Genomic DNA, 16,104 nt, shown 5'->3' on the forward strand with positions numbered 1-16,104 from the left:
CGCCGTGTCAACCCACCCCCGGCGAGGACTCCATCGGAGGCTGTGCCTGGCGCGCGGCAGGGGGGTCTCGGCCGGCGGCTACGTGCCCATCGCCCAGGGCTCGCGGTCGCCGCGGAGTCGGGCGGCGAGCGCCATCGCCTGCTCGTCGGTGAGCGTCGCAACGTAGTCGACGACTCCGCGACCCCGCCCGAGCCGATGCAGCACCGCCGGATCGGACGTCGGGCGCCCGCGGTCATCGGCGGGCAGCCACTCCGGGTGGTCGGCGCGCAGCCGGAAGTAGCCGTCGGTCGCGAGCTCGATCAGATCGAGCAGCTTCTGCGGCGCGCGGGAGCCGTCGCGCGGATCCGCCAGCCACGCGTCGAGATGGGTGACCAGCGTCTCCAGCACCTGAGACTGCCCGCGCTGGTAGGTGGCGAAATCGGGCCGGTCGATAACGAAGCGCGTGTGCACGAACTTCAGGACCGTCACGTCGTGCCACGCGTCGGGGAGGAGCGAGAGGTGGCCGGAGCGGACGTTCGGCTTGGCAAGCACCACCACCGAGCGCTGCAATCGGCCGATCCAGGAGGAGACGAACGCCTCAATCGCCCGTTCGGTCCGGGTCGAGCCGTCGAACGGGACCGCGAGTAGACCCTCCACCAGTTCGGCCGAGACCCGCTCGACGGAGGCGCGGAAATGCTCGTCGCTCGCGATCCACGGGTCCCGCGCGACCATCCTCCGCCGCAGCATTTCGAGCGAGTGACCAGGCGCCCGCGCCCACAGCTCCGCCGTGTCGAGAGCGGCCAGCGCATTCTGCTCGCGGAGGAACGCCCGGAACTCCACCGCGACCGCCGCCTGCTGGAGTACGCCCGCGCGGTAGAAGTCGTCCAAATCGTGCAGGGAGTAGGCGATGTCGTCGGCAACATCCATCACCGCGCACTCGAGGGTCTGCTGCCAGGGAGCGATCGCCGCGAAGCCGGAGCGAGCGTCGAGCATGTCGTCGAGGTCGAGCGTGTACGCCGAGAACTTCGGAGGCGCCGTCTCCCAGCGGCTGGCGGTGGAGCCGCGCGGCAGTTCCGTCGGGTCGGCGGAGTCGATCTCGGGCCGGCACACGGTCCGCCCCCACGGGTACTTGAGGACGGCGGCCCGGGAGGCGGCGGTGAGGTTCAGGCCCGCCTCCACTGTCTCGCAGACATCGAGCTCCGAGAGGATCCGGAACGACTGCGCGTTGCCCTCGAAGCCCTCGGCGAGGCCGAGCCGGTCGCGGGCGAGGCTGTCGAGCGCCTGCTCTCCGAGGTGCCCGAACGGAGGGTGGCCGAGGTCGTGGGCGCTCGCGGCGGCCTGCACGACGACCGGGTCGCAGCCGCCGAGGTGCTCGACGAGCTCGCGCTGCTCGGGGTCGGTGGTGGTCAGCTGCATCGCGATGGCGCGGGCCACCGCGGTCACCTTGATCGAGTGGGTCAGCCGATTGTGCACAACCTGGCCGACGCCGGAGGGGGAAATGACCTGAGTCACCGCGGAAAGGCGGGCGAAGTAGGGCGAGAACCGGATGCGCTCGAGGTCGACGCGGTACTCCGGATACTCCTCTCCCGTCGCGAAGCGGTCGACAGGTTCGGGGATACGCCGGTGCCGCCGGTGGTCGTGCCTGTCGACGGCGAGCGGGAGTCCGTGCGCCTCGGCGCCTCCGCTCCGCTCGCCTGCGAGTGCTTCCGCGCCGAGGGAAACCACCTCATCCATGGAACAACCCTACGATCGCGACAGCGCTGCCCGCGGCGAACGATGCAGCGGCAACATGCGGACGAGAAGAGCAGGAGCGGGCGACAGGACGCGAGCCACACGCAGCGACGCTGCGATCGCAGGAACGGAAAGCATCGCGCCAGCCCCGACGGCGAACCCCATCCGCGCCAGAGGGAGCGAGGACGCCGCGCGCAGGGCGCGGAGAACGGCAGTCGACGTCGCCAGGAGGAGAGGCGCTGTCGCGAGACCGGGGTTGCACTGTCGGCGCGAAACGGCCAACACGAGGTGCCCGACGGCATTGACTGCGAGGGCGCCGGATGCGGTCATCCCGGCCATCGTCGAACTCGGCTGGCGGAGCACGGCTCCTGGGCAGGTCGCGACTGTCACCGCGGCCGTGAGGATCACCATGGCGATGCTCATCCGCTCGGGTCGATAGTCGTCCTCGGTCAAGCGGAGGCGTGCGACGAAGCGGGCGTCGGGGCGGGCGCCTCGATCAGCGAACGCGATCCCCTCGGCATTGTGCAGCGCGAAGGCGACGAGCATCGCTGTGCGGCGGCGCTCCACAGAGACACGTCCTCCCCCACCGGGACGCCGGGCGCGAGGCGGTGTCACGGCAAGAGCGGGTCGTTTCGACACCCGGATCACTGAGGGGCCTCGCGGGGAGCGACCGCGGTAACGGCGGCGGCGGCAAGGACGGCGCCCAGGACGTAGGCGGCGAGGTCGAGCCACGAGAACGTGGTGCCGACGACAAGGGCGAGCGGCGCCCACAGCTCGACGAGCCGCGAGGCGACTCCGATCGCCTGCAACTGCTCCATCGCGATGGACCAGGCCAGGGCGATCCCCGCGGCCGTCACCGCCGGAATCCTCGGCAGCAGCACGGCGACCAGCAGCGCCACCAGCACGACGTACGCCACTCCCCCGGCGATGTCGGCGAGCAGCCCCGTCAGCACGAAGCGCAGGGCGAGACCGAGACCCAGCACGGCGAGAGCGGCGAGGGCGAAGCGCAGGCGCGCCCGCATCACGCGCGCTCCCCGAGAGCCCGCCGCAACCGGTCGAGCGCGAGGAGGAAGGTGCGGTCATCGGCGACACGCCAGCCCAGCGGAGCCGGCGAAGCAACGACGAGCGGGATCAGGACCGTGCGCGGGCGGCGACGCGCGGCGAGCGCCTCCGCCACGGCGCGGGCGGCGGCAGACCCGGCTGGCACCCTTCGCGGAGCGAGCACGGTGAGGACGACGGCGCGGACCCGGTGCGCGCCCGCGGGCGTAGTCCCCACTCCCACCGAAACGATCCGCTCCCACTCGGCAATACGGAGTGCGTCGGCACGCTCGGCGGCGAGTTCGACGCCGTCACGGTCGACCGCCAGCACGGAGGCGACATCACCCGGGGCCGCGGCGGCGGGAGCAGCGATCCGGCGCAGTGCCCGCGTGAACTCGCATGTGTGCAGCACGGCGAAGCCCTCGGTCACGTCGGCGAGCGCGAGGAGGCGGCGCTGCCGCTCCGGAGCCGCCTGCCGCATGCGGGCGCGGAGGCTGGCCGGGAGCGCGCCGACCCGCAGCGTAGAGCCGAGCAGGGCGGTCGGCTCCAACCGGACGCGCGCGGGGAGAGGGACGGACGGCGGCGTGCGGCTCGAAGGAGCACCCCAGTGCGGCGTCGATGCGGGGTCCATACCTCTCCTCTCTTTGCTCGTGTGGCGGTTCCTCCCGCCCGGACGATTCTCGCCCCTGCGCTCTCCCGCCTTGTCGGGAAGTCCGGAGCGGCCTATCATGGTGGTACCCCCGGGGGGTATTCGAGCCACCCGACGCACGATGCAGGAGGACTTCATGAGCACCAGGATCGACCTCGGCCTGACCGCGAGCGGCACGACGGGCGGCTGCGCCTGCGGAGGCGGTGAGGCGTGCGCCTGCGGGAGCCACGGAAGCCACGGGCACTCCACGACCACCGGCACCTCCGTGCAGAGCATCGGAGTCGTCGGCATGACCTGCGAGCACTGCGTCCGCAGCGTCACGGAGGAGCTCGCTGCCTATCCCGACGTCTCTGGCGTCGATGTCTCGCTCGTGCCCGACGGAGTCTCGACCGTCACCGTCAATTCCTCCCGTCCGCTCGGCCGCGAGGAGATCGCCGCCGCCGTCGCCGACGCGGGCTACCGGCTCGCGCCCCTGAGCTGAGGTGGCCGAGACGGCCGGCACTCCGCTCGAACTCGCCATCGGAGGCATGACCTGCGCCTCCTGCGTCGCCCGGGTGGAGCGGCGCCTCGACGCCCTGCCCGGCGTGCACGCCACGGTGAACCTCGCGCTTGAACGGGCGACGCTCACCCTGCCAGAGGGCACGAGCCCCGCCGACGCGATCGCCGCCGTCGAGGCCGCGGGGTACAGCGCGACGATCCCCTCCGCTCCGATCGACACCGCCCCCGCCGACGACACCGCCCCCGATGACACCGAGCGCCGCGCCCTGCGCACCCGTCTGGGCGTCTCGGCACTGCTGGCCGTGCCGGTCGTCGTGCTCTCGATGGTCCCCCCGCTGCAGTTCCCGAACTGGCAGTGGCTGTGCCTCGCGCTCGCCTCGCCGGTCGCCGTGTGGGGCGCGCTGCCCTTCCATCGCACCGCCTGGCGGGCGCTGCGGCACGGCTCCACCACGATGGATACCCTGATCAGCCTCGGCGTCAGCGCCGCGTTCCTCTGGTCGGTGTGGGCGCTCTTCTTCGGCGACGCCGGCCGACCCGGGATGAGCATGCCGTTCGAGCTGCTCGGCAGCCGCTCCGGGCACGACGAGATCTACCTCGAGGTCGCCGCCGCTGTGCCCGTACTGGTACTCGCCGGTCGGTACCTGGAGGCGCGCTCCAAGCGCGACGCCGGTGCGGCCTTACGGGCGCTGCTCCGCCTCGGCGCGAAGGATGCCGTGCGCATCACCGCCGACGGGCAGGAGGAGCGGGTGCCCGCGTCCGCGCTGGCCGTCGGCGACCGCCTCCGCGTGCGCCCCGGCGAGACCGTAGCCGCCGACGGCACCGTGCTCGAGGGCTCCAGCGCCGTCGACGCGAGCATGCTGACCGGCGAGAGCGTGCCCGTCGAGGTGGGACCTGGCTCCTCCGTCACCGGCGGCGTGCTCAACGCGCACGGGCTGCTGAGCGTCCGCGTCGACCGCGTCGGCTCCGAAACCACGCTCGCCCGGATAGGCCGGCTCGTCTCGGACGCACAGGCGGGCAAGGCGCGCGTGCAGCGGCTTGCTGACCGCGTCTCCTCCGTCTTCGTTCCGGTCGTGGTGGTGCTCGCACTCGCGACCCTCGTCGGCTGGCTGATCGCCGGCGCCGGGATCGCCGCCGCCGTCTCGCCGGCCGTGGCGGTGCTCGTCGTCGCCTGCCCGTGCGCGCTGGGCCTGGCCACTCCGACCGCCGTGCTCGTGGGTACCGGCCGCGGCTCGCAGCTCGGGATCCTCCTGCGCGGCCCCGAGGTGCTCGAGGCGAGCCGCAGGATCGACACCGTCGTGCTCGATAAGACCGGCACTCTCACCACCGGCACCTTCCAGGTGGTCGAGTCGAGCGACGACGAGAGCCTGCGGATGCTCGCCGCTGTCGAGCGCGGGTCCGAGCATCCGCTGGCCGCCGCGATTGTGGCCGGAGCCGCGCACCTGGACGTCCCCGAGGCGGCCGGGTTCCGCGCCAGCGCCGGCTTGGGCGTGCGCGCCCGGGTCGAGGGTCGGCTGGTCGTCGCCGGCCGGCTGCGCTGGCTAGAGGAGCAGTGGGGATTCGCACCCGGCGACCTCGCCGAGCGCGCGGAGCGGGCGACCGCAGAGGGGGGCACTGTGGTCGGTGTCGGCTGGGACGGCGCGCTGCGTGGCTTCGCGGTGCTGCGCGATGAGGCGCGGCCCGAAGCCTCCCGCACCGTGCGGGCGCTCCGCGCGCGTGGACTGCGGGTGCTGGTGCTCACGGGCGATAATCCCCGGACCGCGCGGGCCGTCGCCTCGGCCGTGGGGATCGACGACGTGATCGCCGAGGTGCTGCCGGAGGAGAAGCTGGCCGTCATCTCGCGGTTGCGTGCCGAAGGCCGCCGAGTCGCATTCGTCGGCGACGGCGTGAACGATGCGGCGGCGCTCGCGGCTGCCGACGTCGGCATCGCGATGGGCACCGGCTCGGACGCCGCGATCGAGGCCAGCGACATCACTCTCGTCGGCGACGACCTCGGTCGAGTGCCCGACGCCCTGCGCCTTGGCCGCCGCACCCTCGGCATCATCCGCGGCAACCTCTTCTGGGCCTTTGCCTACAACGTCGCCGCGATTCCGCTGGCGATGGCCGGGCTGCTCGGCCCGCTGGTGGCTGGAGCCGCAATGGCCTTCTCGAGCGTCTTCGTAGTGCTGAACAGCCTGCGCCTGCGGTCGTTCCGCTGACGTCCGCGCCACGGAACCCCTTGACGGCCTGCTTGCTTTTAGCAAGTGTGGCCGCATGAGCCTTTTCATTACCTGCCCGGTCGACAGCGTCGAGCGCGCGACCGCTTTTTACACAGCCCTCGGCTGGACCCTCAACGCCGAGATGTCCGACGACAACGTGTCCTGCTTCGCGATCGCGCCCGAGCAGTACGTCATGCTCGGCAGCCGCGAGATGTACGCGAGCGTCGGCGCCACCGAAGAGCTGATCGGCGCACCCGGCACGCCCTCGAAGGTCACCGTGTCGTTCGACCTCGGCAGCCGCGAGGCGGTCGACGAACTCACCGAGCGCGCCGGAGCAGCGGGCGGGCGGATCGGCGACACCGACGACTACCCCTTCATGTACCAGCGCCAGTTTGACGACCCCGACGGATACCATTACTCGCCGTTCTGGATGAAGCCGGACGTCGATCCGACGGCGTGAGCGGCCTCGCCGCAGCGCTCGACGTCGTCGGAGCACGGTGGGCGCTGCTCATCGTGGAGCGGCTGCTCGACGGTCCGCAGCGCTACGGAGACCTGCAGCGCGACCTCGGCGCGCCGACCAACATCCTCGCGACCCGCCTGCGCGAACTTGAGGCAGCCGGCGTCCTCTCCCGCCTGCCCCTCCGACACAACACCCGCGCCTACGTGCTGACCCACCGCGGGCTCGCCCTGCGCGAGGCAATCCTCCCCCTCGCTCAGTGGGGCCAGGCGCTAGGCCCCACCGGGGGAACCCCCGCCAGTTGAGGGAACCTGCTACTCGGGATTCCCTCGATGGTCCGGGGTTCCCCCGCGAGGGCAAGGAGCCACGACTGCAGGGGTGCGGGGTTGTGGGTCTCCTCAATGGGTGTCGTTGTGGGGCGTTGCTAGCGTCGAGAGGAGTGGTAACTGGGCTCGAGGAGAAGCATGAGTACTCATGGTGTCGGTAGCCGCGGCCAGGGTGCCAGTGGAGGTGACAGCCGGTGAACGACTACCAGGAACTCGTGGAGGACGTCCTCGACGGCACTCCCCTCTCTCACGCCGACGCTCTGCGCATTCTCCAAGCGCCGGACTCCGATCTGCTCACGCTCGTCGCCGCAGTGAGCCGACTCCGTCGCGAATACTTCGGTGATCGGATCAAACTCAACTACCTCGTCAATCTGAAGTCGGGGCTGTGCCAGGAGGATTGCGGCTACTGTTCTCAGGCGCTCGGATCGACCGCTGCAATCGTGACGTATTCCTGGCTGACCCCGGACGACGCGGTCGCTCAAGCCTCCGCGGGGATCGCCGGCGGTGCAGCTCGGGTCTGCCTGGTCGCGAGTGGCCGCGGGCCACTCCATCGAGACATCGAGCGCGTGTGTACGATCACGTCGCAACTCAAGCATCTGCATCCGGATATCGAAGTCTGCGCCTGTCTCGGTCTGCTCAAAAACGGCCAGGCCGACCGGCTTGCCGCCGCCGGGGTGGATGCGTACAACCACAACATCAACACCGCCGAGACCTTCCACGAGGAGATCGTTCGCACCCACACTTACGCGGACCGGGTCGAGACCATCACGAAGGCGCATCGAGCGGGCCTCTCCCCCTGCAGCGGCCTCATTGTCGGGATGGGTGAGTCTGACGAACAGATCGTGGAGGCGCTCGTCGCCCTCCGCGAGCTGAAGGCCGAGTCGGTTCCGATTAACTTCCTGGTGCCCTTCGACGGCACCCCGATGGCGGGCCGGTGGACGCTCACTCCCGCACAGTGCATCCGCATCATCGCGCTGGCACGGCTGATCCATCCCGACGCCGAGATCCGTCTCGCCGGCGGACGGGAACTTCACCTGAGGAGCTTGCAGCCTCTCGCGCTCCACCTCGCGAACTCGATCTTCCTCGGGGATTACCTCACCGCGGAAGGTCAAGCGGCCGCCGCTGACCTCGAACTCGTGCGCGACAACGGCTTCACCATCATGAGCACCGAGACCGTTGCTGCCACTCCTGCGCCCCGGACGCCTCGAACCCGCCAGCGTGGTGCCGGTACCGAAGTTCCGCCCAATGCCTGAGACGTCCCACTCCCCTCGCCGCGCCCGCACCGACGTGATTGGCTGAGGAGATGAGAACCGAGACCCGCCAAGGCGTCCCCGTCCTACTCGCCGACGACGAGGGGCCGGCGCTGTCTACTCCTGAGGACGCGCTCGCCCTCATTGGCGAGACCTACGGCGGCGAGGTCGAGACGATCGTCGTGCCGGTCGGCCGACTCGATCCTGAGTTCTTCCGCCTCCGCTCCGGCATCGCAGGCGAGTTCGTGCAGAAGTTCGTCAACTACGGCAAGCGCCTCGTGATTCTCGGTGACGTGAGCGAGCCGGTGTCCGCGTCGAGCGCGCTGCACGCCTTCGTGGTCGAGTCGAACCGCGGGGATCATCTCTGGTTCGTACCGAACCTCGACGCACTCGATGCCTGCCTCCGCGCCTCGACCACCGCGACCGACCCGGGAGCCGACGGCCAGGTGGAACCCACCCCCGGCCCCGCTCGCTGATGTCGCTGCTCCACCCCGGGCCCGACGGCGCTCTGCCTCAGCTCGACGGGCCGGTCCGCCTCCTGCTGCTCGCCGACACACATCTGCCGAAGCGGGCGAAGGCTCTGCCCGACGATGTGTGGCGGGCCGTCGACGAGGCAGATCTCGTCGTGCACGCGGGCGACTGGGTCGACGAGGCGACGCTGGATGCGCTGGACGACCGCGCGGCGCGGCTTGTGGCGGTGTGGGGCAACAACGATCCGGAGGCTCTGCGAGCGCGACTGCCCGAGGTCGCGCGGGCTCGCGTCGCCGGCCTCGACATTCGAGTCGTGCACGAGACCGGGCCAGCGACAGGTCGGGAGGGGCGCGCCGACGCTCGCTTTCCGGGCGCCGACGTGCTGGTGTTCGGGCACAGCCACATCCCCTGGGACACCATTTCCCCGGGCGGGCTGCGCCTGCTGAACCCGGGCTCGCCGACGGATCGACGACGCCAACCGGTCTGCACGTTTCTGACGGCGGTGGCCGACGCCGGAGCGCTGCACGACGTACGGCTGATGCCTCTTGCGCCTCCGGCGCGAACCATTCCCCGCGGCGGCGCAAGGGGGTCACAGGGGTTTTAGGTCGGCCTAAGCTCCCTGAGATGAGCAGCTCACATGACCACCCCGACTCCGCGCACCTGCGTCCGGAGGGTCTATACGACGCCACCGTGGCTGCGCTCGGGAAGCTTTCGGAGGCGCTCGAAACGGTCGAGCACGCCCGAGGTCTGCTCTACGGCTTCCACCGGCTCACCGGAAAGGCCGATCTGGCCCTCGGTGAGGCCGTCGAGGCCTTCCGTGAGGCTGGACACCACGCGATTGCCGACCGGCTCGACTCGGAGCTCGTCGGGCGCAACGTCATCGAGGGTCGCTGGACGTTCCAGATCGTGGAGGACTACGACGACTCCTACTACAGCTCCTTCCGAGAAAACGAGCGCGCCGCCCGCGAAGCCCTCGCCGGCGGGCGACGCCACTTGCTCGAGTCCGAGATGAAAGAGGACCGCCGTTCGCGGGGCCGCCGTCACCACGAGTCCCGGCCGGAGCCGGCATGAACGCCGTGATCCGAATGCACTCCTCGGCGCTGCGAGTCAGGGCGGCCGCCGCCGGACGCGGTGGGCGGGGCAATACTCCCGAGTCTGGAGCGATGATGCGACGCACCACCCTGAGCATCGACGGCCGCCGCTTCTTGCTGGCCGTCTCGCTCGACACGAAGGCGCTCGAGCAGCGCCTTGTCGAGGCGGTGCGCAACCGCGGCGACATGGTGAGCTTCACGGTCGCTGGCGAGCGCGAGGTGTGCGTGCTGGTCTCCCCCGGAGTGGCGGTCATTCTCGAGCACGAGGACGTGCCGATCGAGGACCCAGACGCGGAGGATGCACCGATCCTGTACGACGACGTCGAGTACTTGACCTAGCCCTCCGCTACAGCGCCCGTGCTCGCCCAGAGGTGGAACGCCGCGAGCGCGCGGTGGGGTCGCCATGCCCGCGAAGCCGCCGCCGCGACCGTGCGCTCCGCCTCCCGTTCCCGGCGCCACTGCGCGCCCGAGCGAGACGCTAGCAGCCGCGCGCAGCCGCAGTCCCGGTCTGATCTGCAGGCACCCCGCGCGATAGACCGGAGGTGACCTCGGCATCGCGAATTTCGACGCGCCAAGACCCGTGCTCCGGCTCATATCCCCTGCATATCGCACAGCCCCGCCCCGAGAACGCACGTTCCCGCAGCGCTTACCATGGGGGAATGTCCGTGACTACGCTCGTCGAGCACCCGCCCCGCGAGGCGATCCTCGCGGCCGCCGACCGCCTCTACTATGAGCGCGGCATCCAGTCGGTGGGCATGGACGAGCTGCGGACGGCGGCCGGCGTCTCACTCAAGCGGCTCTACTCGGAGTTCCCGAGCAAGGAGTCCGTCATCGTCGCCGTACTGCACGGCCGTCACGAGCAGTGGACGATTGGCGTCAGCGCTCGGGTTGCGGCGGCCACAGGTCCGCGCGGCAAACTGCTCGCCATCTACGACTTCCTCTTTGACTGGTTCTCGGAGGACTCCTTCCGCGGCTGCGGCTTCATCAACGCCTTTGGCGAACTCGGCTCATCGAACCCCGGAGTGGCCCTGCTCGCCCGCGAGCACAAGGACTCCTTCCAGAGATTCCTCGCCCGCCTGGCGGAAGAAGCGGGAGGCGGCTCCGAGCTCGCCGCGCAGCTCGCCATCTTGGCCGAGGGCGCCCAGACGACGGCGGCCATCTCCGGGACACCGGAGGCCGCACTCCACGCCCGACGCGCGGCCGAGATCCTGATTGATGCCGAGACGCGGCTCGTTACCTGATGACGGGTTGTGGCACGTTCTCGAGCTTCACGCCTCGGTGCAGGAGGCTCATCTCACTAGATGAGTCATAAATAGTGGTTATCAGGTCGGACTAGCAAGGGTCTCGACCCCGGTTGGCTCAACTCGATCTTCTTGATACTTGCCTGTCACGACTGTTCGATGAACGACATCACGCTGAGCGACCCGGGTCCTTCTGGTACTCGGGCGAGCTGGTACTCGGGCGAGATGACCGAGCCGGGAGCCGTCGAGGTGCTCACCGCGAGGCGCACGTTCCGCACAGCACAAGGGTGTTCCCGTGAGTGCGAAGGCGACGGGCCATCCGTATTGTTGCGACCGCCGCCTCCCACCGAGAGGTACGCGAGACTCTCAACGAGATTCACCTCCGGATGCTGGAGGCAGCCGAGACACTGAATCCCTCCACGGCTGGCACCGTCATCCGCTCCCTGCAGACCATGCGCGACATCGTCGAGCGTCCGGCGGCGATCGGGTCAGGCGCCCGCTCGTCTGAGCTGCCGGGTGAGCCGGTCGGCGAGTACGATGCGGACGATGCTGTGGAGCAGCGTCGCGCCTGAGGACGACCACCTCGGCGCGTGGTCGAGTAGCTGGACAGAAAGCGCACTCATGATGGTGCCTAGCTAGCTCAACTAGTAGACAGGTTGTCTAGCGATATAGCCTGATTCTTGTCAGCCACTCGCTCGCTAGATCGGAGAAAACCATGGGAAACATCCTGTACGGCACACCTCCCGCCGCCCTCGAGGTCGAAGATCGCGCCCTCGCTCACCTCCAGATCGTCATCATTAACAAGTTCCGCCGCGACGAGCGATTCCTGCTCACCCTCGACGCCAGCCCGCAGGCCGGGACGGGCCGCCGAGGCGTGTGGATGCACCCCACCATCCCGATCCAGTTCGAGTTCAAGGGCAGCCGTCAGCCCACGATCAATCCCGAATGGGTCGAGGCGCTGATGGAACGCGCCAACAGCGGCGCCGGTCTCCGCATCGTCCCCGAGCCGGCGAACAACGCTGTACCACTGCGACGCGCCGAGCCCGCGGCCTGACTATCCGCGCCGGAGCGCGCACCCGATCAGCCTCCGACACCTTCCACGACCCGCTTCCCCTCACGGGAAGCGGGTCGTGCCGTTCCCGCCACTGCTGAAAGGTTTGGCATGTGCTGCGCAAGTGGTTGACACTACGCGCCACTGTCAGGAACACCCCCCTACACTTCCAATGCGGCGCAGGGTCGGTTCGGCGGGCTCGATCCTCCTGTCGCACGCAGAACCGGACGCCGGACGCACAGGCCCCCCTCCCATGCGTCCGGCGTCCGGCTGCGCGGCGCACGTTTCGCGTCAGCCCGAGGTCCGCCTTTTCAGGAGTCGACCTCATGAGCCAGGACGCGAGCAGCCCTGCACCTATGGACAACGCGCCCCTGCGCCCCGGGGACAAGTTCTGCGCCGTCATCGGCGATGAAACCGCGCAGTGGCGGATCGTCGCTGTCCTCGGTGTGCGCGTCCTCGCAGAGCGGATCGACGGCATCGGCCGCCGCAGCTTCACTCTTCGCTTCGTTCGGCACCAGATGTCGCCCGAGGCACACGTGCCGGTACCGCCCGCGAAGACGGACGCCGACGGGGAGACGGATCAGCCCGTTGACGCGGAGAAGACGGACGCTGCCGAGCAGGCCCGCGACGCCGACGTGTCCTCCAACTGAACCGACGGGTGTGAGTCGGCCGCTACGGGATCAGGCGCTCCGCGCGGTAGCGCTCGAACAGCGCGATGAAGGAGTCGACCGTGCGGTGGTAACTGTCAAAACCTGCCAGGCGCGACTTGCCGATGTCGGTGACGACCTCGATCCGCCGCCCAAGGTCGGCGTCGGTGTGCCACCAGGAGGCGACGCGCGCAAGGTCGGGCTCAATCAGGCCGTGCTCTCGCACGAGACGCTGCCAGGTGGCGCCCGCCTCGGCCATCTGCTGCTCAAGCGGCTGCGGCTCCTCGCCGGGGCCGATCGGCTCAACATCGAAGTACTCGGCGATCCGCGCCCACATCCAGCGCCAGCGGAACACGTCGCCGTTGACCACGTTGAACGGCTCGTCGCGGCCCGCCTCAGACGTTGCCGCCCAGAGCATCTGCTCGGCAAGGATCGTCGCGTCGGTCACGTCGGTCAGGCCGTTCCACTGTGCGAGCGAGCCGGGGAAGACGAAGGGAGTGCCCTCGGCGCGGTGGATAGACGCCGCGACCGCGAGGGTGAGTCCCATGTTCATCGCGTTGCCTACCGCGTGGCCAATCATTGTGTGCGAGCGGTGCACCGACCAGGTGAAGCCCGCCCGCTCCGCCGCCGCAAAGAGCTCGTCCTCCTGCGCGTAGTAGAAGTTCGGGGCATCGAGGCGCTCCTCCTCCTCGTGGAACGGAGTATCAGGCATCGCACCCTGACCGTAGGTCTCGAACGGGCCAAGGTAGTGCTTGAGGCCGGTTACCAGCGCGACGTGCTCAACCGGGGCGTGGGCGAGCGCGGCGAGGAGGTCACGAACCATGCCGCCGTTGACCGCGATGTTCTCCTCCTCCGTGGCCTGCCGCGACCACGCGGTGAAAAAGACGTGACTGGGCCGCTCATCAGCGAGGACCCGCGCGAGGTCCGCGTCCGAGCGGAGGTCAGCGGCGAGCGGAGTGACGCCGGTTCGCTCGGCGATCGGGCGGCGCGAGAGGGCGGTCACCGGCCAGCCGTGCTCCGTCAGCAGGTCAACGAGTGCAGAGCCGCCGATGCCGGTGGCGCCGACGACGAGGGCGCTGTGGGAGTCGGACGGCGAGACGAGAGTGGAGGACATTCCTAGGACCAACGCCCGGCAGCGTCTGGCATTCCCGGGGCGGGCAGAGCGCCGCGGGCGTCACAGAGGGACACAGACCGCCGCCAGCCCGGGCCGCTCCCCTACCGTCAAGCGCGAGCCGCCCGAGTGGGCGCAACGGAAGGAGCCGACGATGACCGTCACCGAGGTGCGGGCGACGCCCGACGTGGACTACGAGGAACTGGCGGGGCGGTTCCGGCCGCTGTTCGCGGAGATCGCGGCGGGAGCTGCGGCACGCGAGAGCGCACGGGAACTGCCTGTCGAACAGATCCGCGCACTGGCGCAAGCGGGGTTCGGCGCGGTGCGGGTGCCCGTGGCGGCGGGCGGGGCCGGGGCGAGCCTCCCGCAGTTGTTCCGGCTGCTGTCCGAACTCGCCGCGGCCGACTCGAACATCCCGCAGGCGCTGCGCGGGCACTTCGCTCTCGTCGAGGACAGGCTGCTCGCGACCGACGGGACACGGGACCGCTGGCTCCGCCGGTTCGCCGACGGGCAGCTCGGCGGCAACGCGTGGACCGAGGTCGGCGCGGTCGCGATCGGCGACGTTCTGACAAAGGTGACGCCGATCGAGGGCGACCCGACGCGCTTCTCGGTGAGCGGCACCAAGTACTACTCCACCGGCAGCATCTTCGCCGACTGGATCGACACCTTCGCGCAACGCACCGACACCGGCCAGAAAGTTATCGCGATCGTGAAGGCGCGGCAGCCGGGCGTCGAGCACACCGACGACTGGGACGGCTTCGGCCAGCGCACGACGGGCTCGGGCACGAGCACGTTCACGGAGGCGGTGGTCGCGGCCGAGGACGTCATCGACTTCGAGACCCGGTTCCGCTACCAGACCGCGTTTTACCAGGCGGTACTGCTCGCGGTGCTCGCCGGCTCCATCGCGGGCGCGGAGCGCGAGATCGCCGCGGAAGTTCGGGCGCGCAGGCGGATCTTCTCGCACGGCAACGCCGACTCCTTCGCCGCGGATCCGCAGATCCTGCAGGTGGTGGGGCAGGTGTCGGCGGCGGCGTATGCAGGTGCGGCGATCGTGGAGCGGGCAGCGCGGGCGCTGCAGCGCGCGCACGACGCGGCCCTCGACGGCGACCCGGTCGAGGACGAGCGGCAGAACGACCTCGCGGAGTTGGAGTCGGCGCAGGCCCAGATCGTGCTGACGCAGCTGGCCACCCGAGCGACCTCCGACATCTTCGACGCGCTGGGCGCCTCCGGAGTGAGCACCCGCAAGAATCTCGACCGACACTGGCGCAACGCCCGCACGGCCGCGAGCCACAACCCGTGGGTCTTCAAGGCGAGGATCGTCGGCGACCACGCGGTCACCGGCACCGTGCCTCCGCGGGTCTGGGCGGTCGGCGCCCCGCACCCCCGCTGAGGGAGCCCCACACCGTCCAGGGAGCCCTGAATCCGGGGTTCCCTGGACGGTTCAGGGCTCCCTGAGCACGGCGAGCGGCTCGCCGCGGTGGTGAAGGGTCAGGGGGCGGCCGGCGTCGGTGCACTCGCGGTCGATCAGGTCGAGGGCGTTCCAGAAGGACCCGACCGCGCGGCGCTCGCCGGAGAGCGCGTCGAGGAGGTTCACTGTCGCCAGCCGAGCGGCATCGGTCGCGGTCGAACTCGAGGAGCTGTACTCGAAACCGTCGAGAGCCTCGCGGAGTGACACACGGTGCTCGGAGTCCGGCTCCGCCGCGTACGCGTTCCACGCCTCCTCGCGCACGGCGCACGGCGCCGCCTCCTGCGCGTCTCCCGGCAGCGCGCACCCGGCGAGCAGCAGTGGGACAGCCAGCACCGGGAGCGCGGCCGACCTCGCTCGCGTCACCGGCGGGCTACCGCTCGATGTACATCTTCCCGGTCGACACCCAGATCGTGCATGCCTTCTTCCGATACTCCGGAGCACTGGTCTCGTAGATGTGATCGCAGGTCGAATCACCGGTGTACCAGTGCGCGCACCCACCTTGATACTCGTCTTCGCAGATTCTGTCGATGTGGTTCGGTGCCGCCGAGGCGGCCGGTGCGACGAAAACCAGGGACAGAGCGATGCCGGCGGTGCCAAGCACGGGACGAGTGCGAAAAAAACGATGCACGGTGACTCCTTAATAGCCGATGATCTGTCGCGTGTGGACGCTAATACGCGTGCTGCTCATGACACGAGAGCGGCGCGAATCGCCCGCTAAGGGGCACCCGCATCTCCCCTCGACGGAGGGCAGCGTCGACGGGTAGGACATGGAGGCGACGGGCGGCTTCCACGTGACGTACTCGCGCTGGGGTCGTCGCGTTTCCGTGGTGCTCGGGTTCGGGGTCGTCCGGTCATGCTGCTCTGCGTTGGAGACGCCGCTGGTGACCGCGGTAGCTGGCCT

General features: G+C 69.9%; 22 protein-coding genes. 14 read left to right on the plus strand and 8 right to left on the minus strand.

Annotated elements, in window-relative coordinates; all coding sequences use genetic code 11:
- Window positions 1-78: 78 nt before the first annotated feature.
- The 4 genes from HRF29_RS07675 to HRF29_RS07690 form a co-directional block, all read right to left on the minus strand.
- Window positions 79-1,713 carry a deoxyguanosinetriphosphate triphosphohydrolase family protein gene (locus HRF29_RS07675; RefSeq protein WP_173247076.1) on the minus strand — a complete coding sequence of 545 codons (1,635 nt, stop codon included), beginning with the start codon at window positions 1,711-1,713 and terminating at the stop codon, window positions 79-81.
- Between the two features lie 9 nt (window positions 1,714-1,722).
- A complete protein-coding gene (locus HRF29_RS07680; protein ID WP_173247078.1) occupies window positions 1,723-2,277 on the minus strand; it encodes an HXXEE domain-containing protein in 555 nt (184 codons plus the stop codon).
- Window positions 2,278-2,354: 77 nt separating this feature from the next.
- A complete protein-coding gene (locus HRF29_RS07685; protein WP_246226881.1) occupies window positions 2,355-2,732 on the minus strand; it encodes a DUF2809 domain-containing protein in 378 nt (125 codons plus the stop codon).
- Window positions 2,732-3,379: a hypothetical protein gene (locus HRF29_RS07690; RefSeq protein WP_173247083.1), complete on the minus strand. Its 648-nt coding sequence runs from the start codon at window positions 3,377-3,379 to the stop codon at window positions 2,732-2,734. The genes HRF29_RS07685 and HRF29_RS07690 overlap by 1 nt, the downstream gene beginning before the upstream one ends.
- Before the next feature lie 154 nt (window positions 3,380-3,533).
- Here HRF29_RS07690 and HRF29_RS07695 point away from each other — a divergent pair, with 154 nt between their 5' ends.
- From HRF29_RS07695 to HRF29_RS07740, 10 genes are all read left to right on the plus strand, one after another.
- Window positions 3,534-3,878 carry a heavy-metal-associated domain-containing protein gene (locus HRF29_RS07695; protein ID WP_173247086.1) on the plus strand — a complete coding sequence of 115 codons (345 nt, stop codon included), beginning with the start codon at window positions 3,534-3,536 and terminating at the stop codon, window positions 3,876-3,878.
- Between the two features lies 1 nt (window position 3,879).
- Window positions 3,880-6,090 carry a heavy metal translocating P-type ATPase gene (locus HRF29_RS07700; RefSeq protein ID WP_343043690.1) on the plus strand — a complete coding sequence of 737 codons (2,211 nt, stop codon included), beginning with the start codon at window positions 3,880-3,882 and terminating at the stop codon, window positions 6,088-6,090.
- A 55-nt stretch (window positions 6,091-6,145) separates the two neighbouring features.
- Window positions 6,146-6,550 (plus strand): VOC family protein, encoded by a 405-nt coding sequence (locus tag HRF29_RS07705; RefSeq protein ID WP_173247088.1) that lies wholly within the window; start codon window positions 6,146-6,148, stop codon window positions 6,548-6,550.
- Window positions 6,547-6,852, plus strand: a complete 306-nt coding sequence (locus tag HRF29_RS07710; RefSeq protein ID WP_173247090.1) for a winged helix-turn-helix transcriptional regulator — start codon at window positions 6,547-6,549, stop codon at window positions 6,850-6,852. Before HRF29_RS07705 ends, HRF29_RS07710 begins: the two co-directional genes overlap by 4 nt.
- 215 nt (window positions 6,853-7,067) lie before the next feature.
- Window positions 7,068-8,126: a biotin synthase BioB gene (gene bioB / locus HRF29_RS07715; protein WP_173247092.1), complete on the plus strand. Its 1,059-nt coding sequence runs from the start codon at window positions 7,068-7,070 to the stop codon at window positions 8,124-8,126.
- 50 nt (window positions 8,127-8,176) lie between these two features.
- The gene (locus HRF29_RS07720) at window positions 8,177-8,599 is read left to right on the plus strand and encodes a DUF4180 domain-containing protein (protein ID WP_173247094.1); all 423 of its coding nucleotides are present in this window, start codon (window positions 8,177-8,179) and stop codon (window positions 8,597-8,599) included.
- The gene (locus HRF29_RS07725) at window positions 8,599-9,198 is read left to right on the plus strand and encodes a metallophosphoesterase family protein (protein ID WP_173247095.1); all 600 of its coding nucleotides are present in this window, start codon (window positions 8,599-8,601) and stop codon (window positions 9,196-9,198) included. Before HRF29_RS07720 ends, HRF29_RS07725 begins: the two co-directional genes overlap by 1 nt.
- A gap of 20 nt (window positions 9,199-9,218) precedes the next feature.
- Window positions 9,219-9,665 carry a hypothetical protein gene (locus HRF29_RS07730; protein WP_173247096.1) on the plus strand — a complete coding sequence of 149 codons (447 nt, stop codon included), beginning with the start codon at window positions 9,219-9,221 and terminating at the stop codon, window positions 9,663-9,665.
- Window positions 9,662-10,024 (plus strand): hypothetical protein, encoded by a 363-nt coding sequence (locus HRF29_RS07735; RefSeq protein WP_173247098.1) that lies wholly within the window; start codon window positions 9,662-9,664, stop codon window positions 10,022-10,024. Before HRF29_RS07730 ends, HRF29_RS07735 begins: the two co-directional genes overlap by 4 nt.
- A gap of 320 nt (window positions 10,025-10,344) precedes the next feature.
- Window positions 10,345-10,926: a TetR/AcrR family transcriptional regulator gene (locus HRF29_RS07740; protein ID WP_173247100.1), complete on the plus strand. Its 582-nt coding sequence runs from the start codon at window positions 10,345-10,347 to the stop codon at window positions 10,924-10,926.
- Window positions 10,927-11,072: 146 nt separating this feature from the next.
- Here the strand turns inward: HRF29_RS07740 and HRF29_RS15145 are convergent, their stop codons facing one another.
- Window positions 11,073-11,204 (minus strand): hypothetical protein, encoded by a 132-nt coding sequence (locus tag HRF29_RS15145; RefSeq protein ID WP_281357282.1) that lies wholly within the window; start codon window positions 11,202-11,204, stop codon window positions 11,073-11,075.
- 108 nt (window positions 11,205-11,312) lie between these two features.
- Between HRF29_RS15145 and HRF29_RS07745 the strand changes: the two genes are divergently transcribed.
- From HRF29_RS07745 to HRF29_RS07755, 3 genes are all read left to right on the plus strand, one after another.
- Window positions 11,313-11,498: a hypothetical protein gene (locus HRF29_RS07745; RefSeq protein WP_173247102.1), complete on the plus strand. Its 186-nt coding sequence runs from the start codon at window positions 11,313-11,315 to the stop codon at window positions 11,496-11,498.
- 143 nt (window positions 11,499-11,641) lie between these two features.
- On the plus strand, window positions 11,642-11,980 hold the full coding sequence (locus HRF29_RS07750; RefSeq protein ID WP_173247105.1) for a DUF7882 family protein: 339 nt from the start codon (window positions 11,642-11,644) through the stop codon (window positions 11,978-11,980).
- A 323-nt stretch (window positions 11,981-12,303) separates the two neighbouring features.
- The gene (locus HRF29_RS07755) at window positions 12,304-12,627 is read left to right on the plus strand and encodes a hypothetical protein (protein ID WP_173247108.1); all 324 of its coding nucleotides are present in this window, start codon (window positions 12,304-12,306) and stop codon (window positions 12,625-12,627) included.
- Window positions 12,628-12,649: 22 nt separating this feature from the next.
- Here the strand turns inward: HRF29_RS07755 and HRF29_RS07760 are convergent, their stop codons facing one another.
- Window positions 12,650-13,738 carry an SDR family oxidoreductase gene (locus tag HRF29_RS07760; protein ID WP_173247111.1) on the minus strand — a complete coding sequence of 363 codons (1,089 nt, stop codon included), beginning with the start codon at window positions 13,736-13,738 and terminating at the stop codon, window positions 12,650-12,652.
- Window positions 13,739-13,889: 151 nt separating this feature from the next.
- Here HRF29_RS07760 and HRF29_RS07765 point away from each other — a divergent pair, with 151 nt between their 5' ends.
- A complete protein-coding gene (locus HRF29_RS07765) occupies window positions 13,890-15,125 on the plus strand; it encodes an acyl-CoA dehydrogenase family protein (RefSeq protein ID WP_173247115.1) in 1,236 nt (411 codons plus the stop codon).
- Window positions 15,126-15,176: 51 nt separating this feature from the next.
- Here HRF29_RS07765 and HRF29_RS07770 read toward each other — a convergent pair whose 3' ends face one another.
- Window positions 15,177-15,566, minus strand: coding sequence for a hypothetical protein (locus HRF29_RS07770; protein ID WP_173247118.1), 390 nt, complete (start codon window positions 15,564-15,566; stop codon window positions 15,177-15,179).
- A gap of 7 nt (window positions 15,567-15,573) precedes the next feature.
- Window positions 15,574-15,831: a hypothetical protein gene (locus HRF29_RS07775; protein ID WP_173247120.1), complete on the minus strand. Its 258-nt coding sequence runs from the start codon at window positions 15,829-15,831 to the stop codon at window positions 15,574-15,576.
- Window positions 15,832-16,104 lie beyond the last annotated feature (273 nt).

Origin of the sequence: Rathayibacter agropyri, assembly GCF_013249015.1 — a bacterium.
In the GTDB taxonomy this organism is placed as follows: domain Bacteria; phylum Actinomycetota; class Actinomycetes; order Actinomycetales; family Microbacteriaceae; genus Rathayibacter; species Rathayibacter agropyri.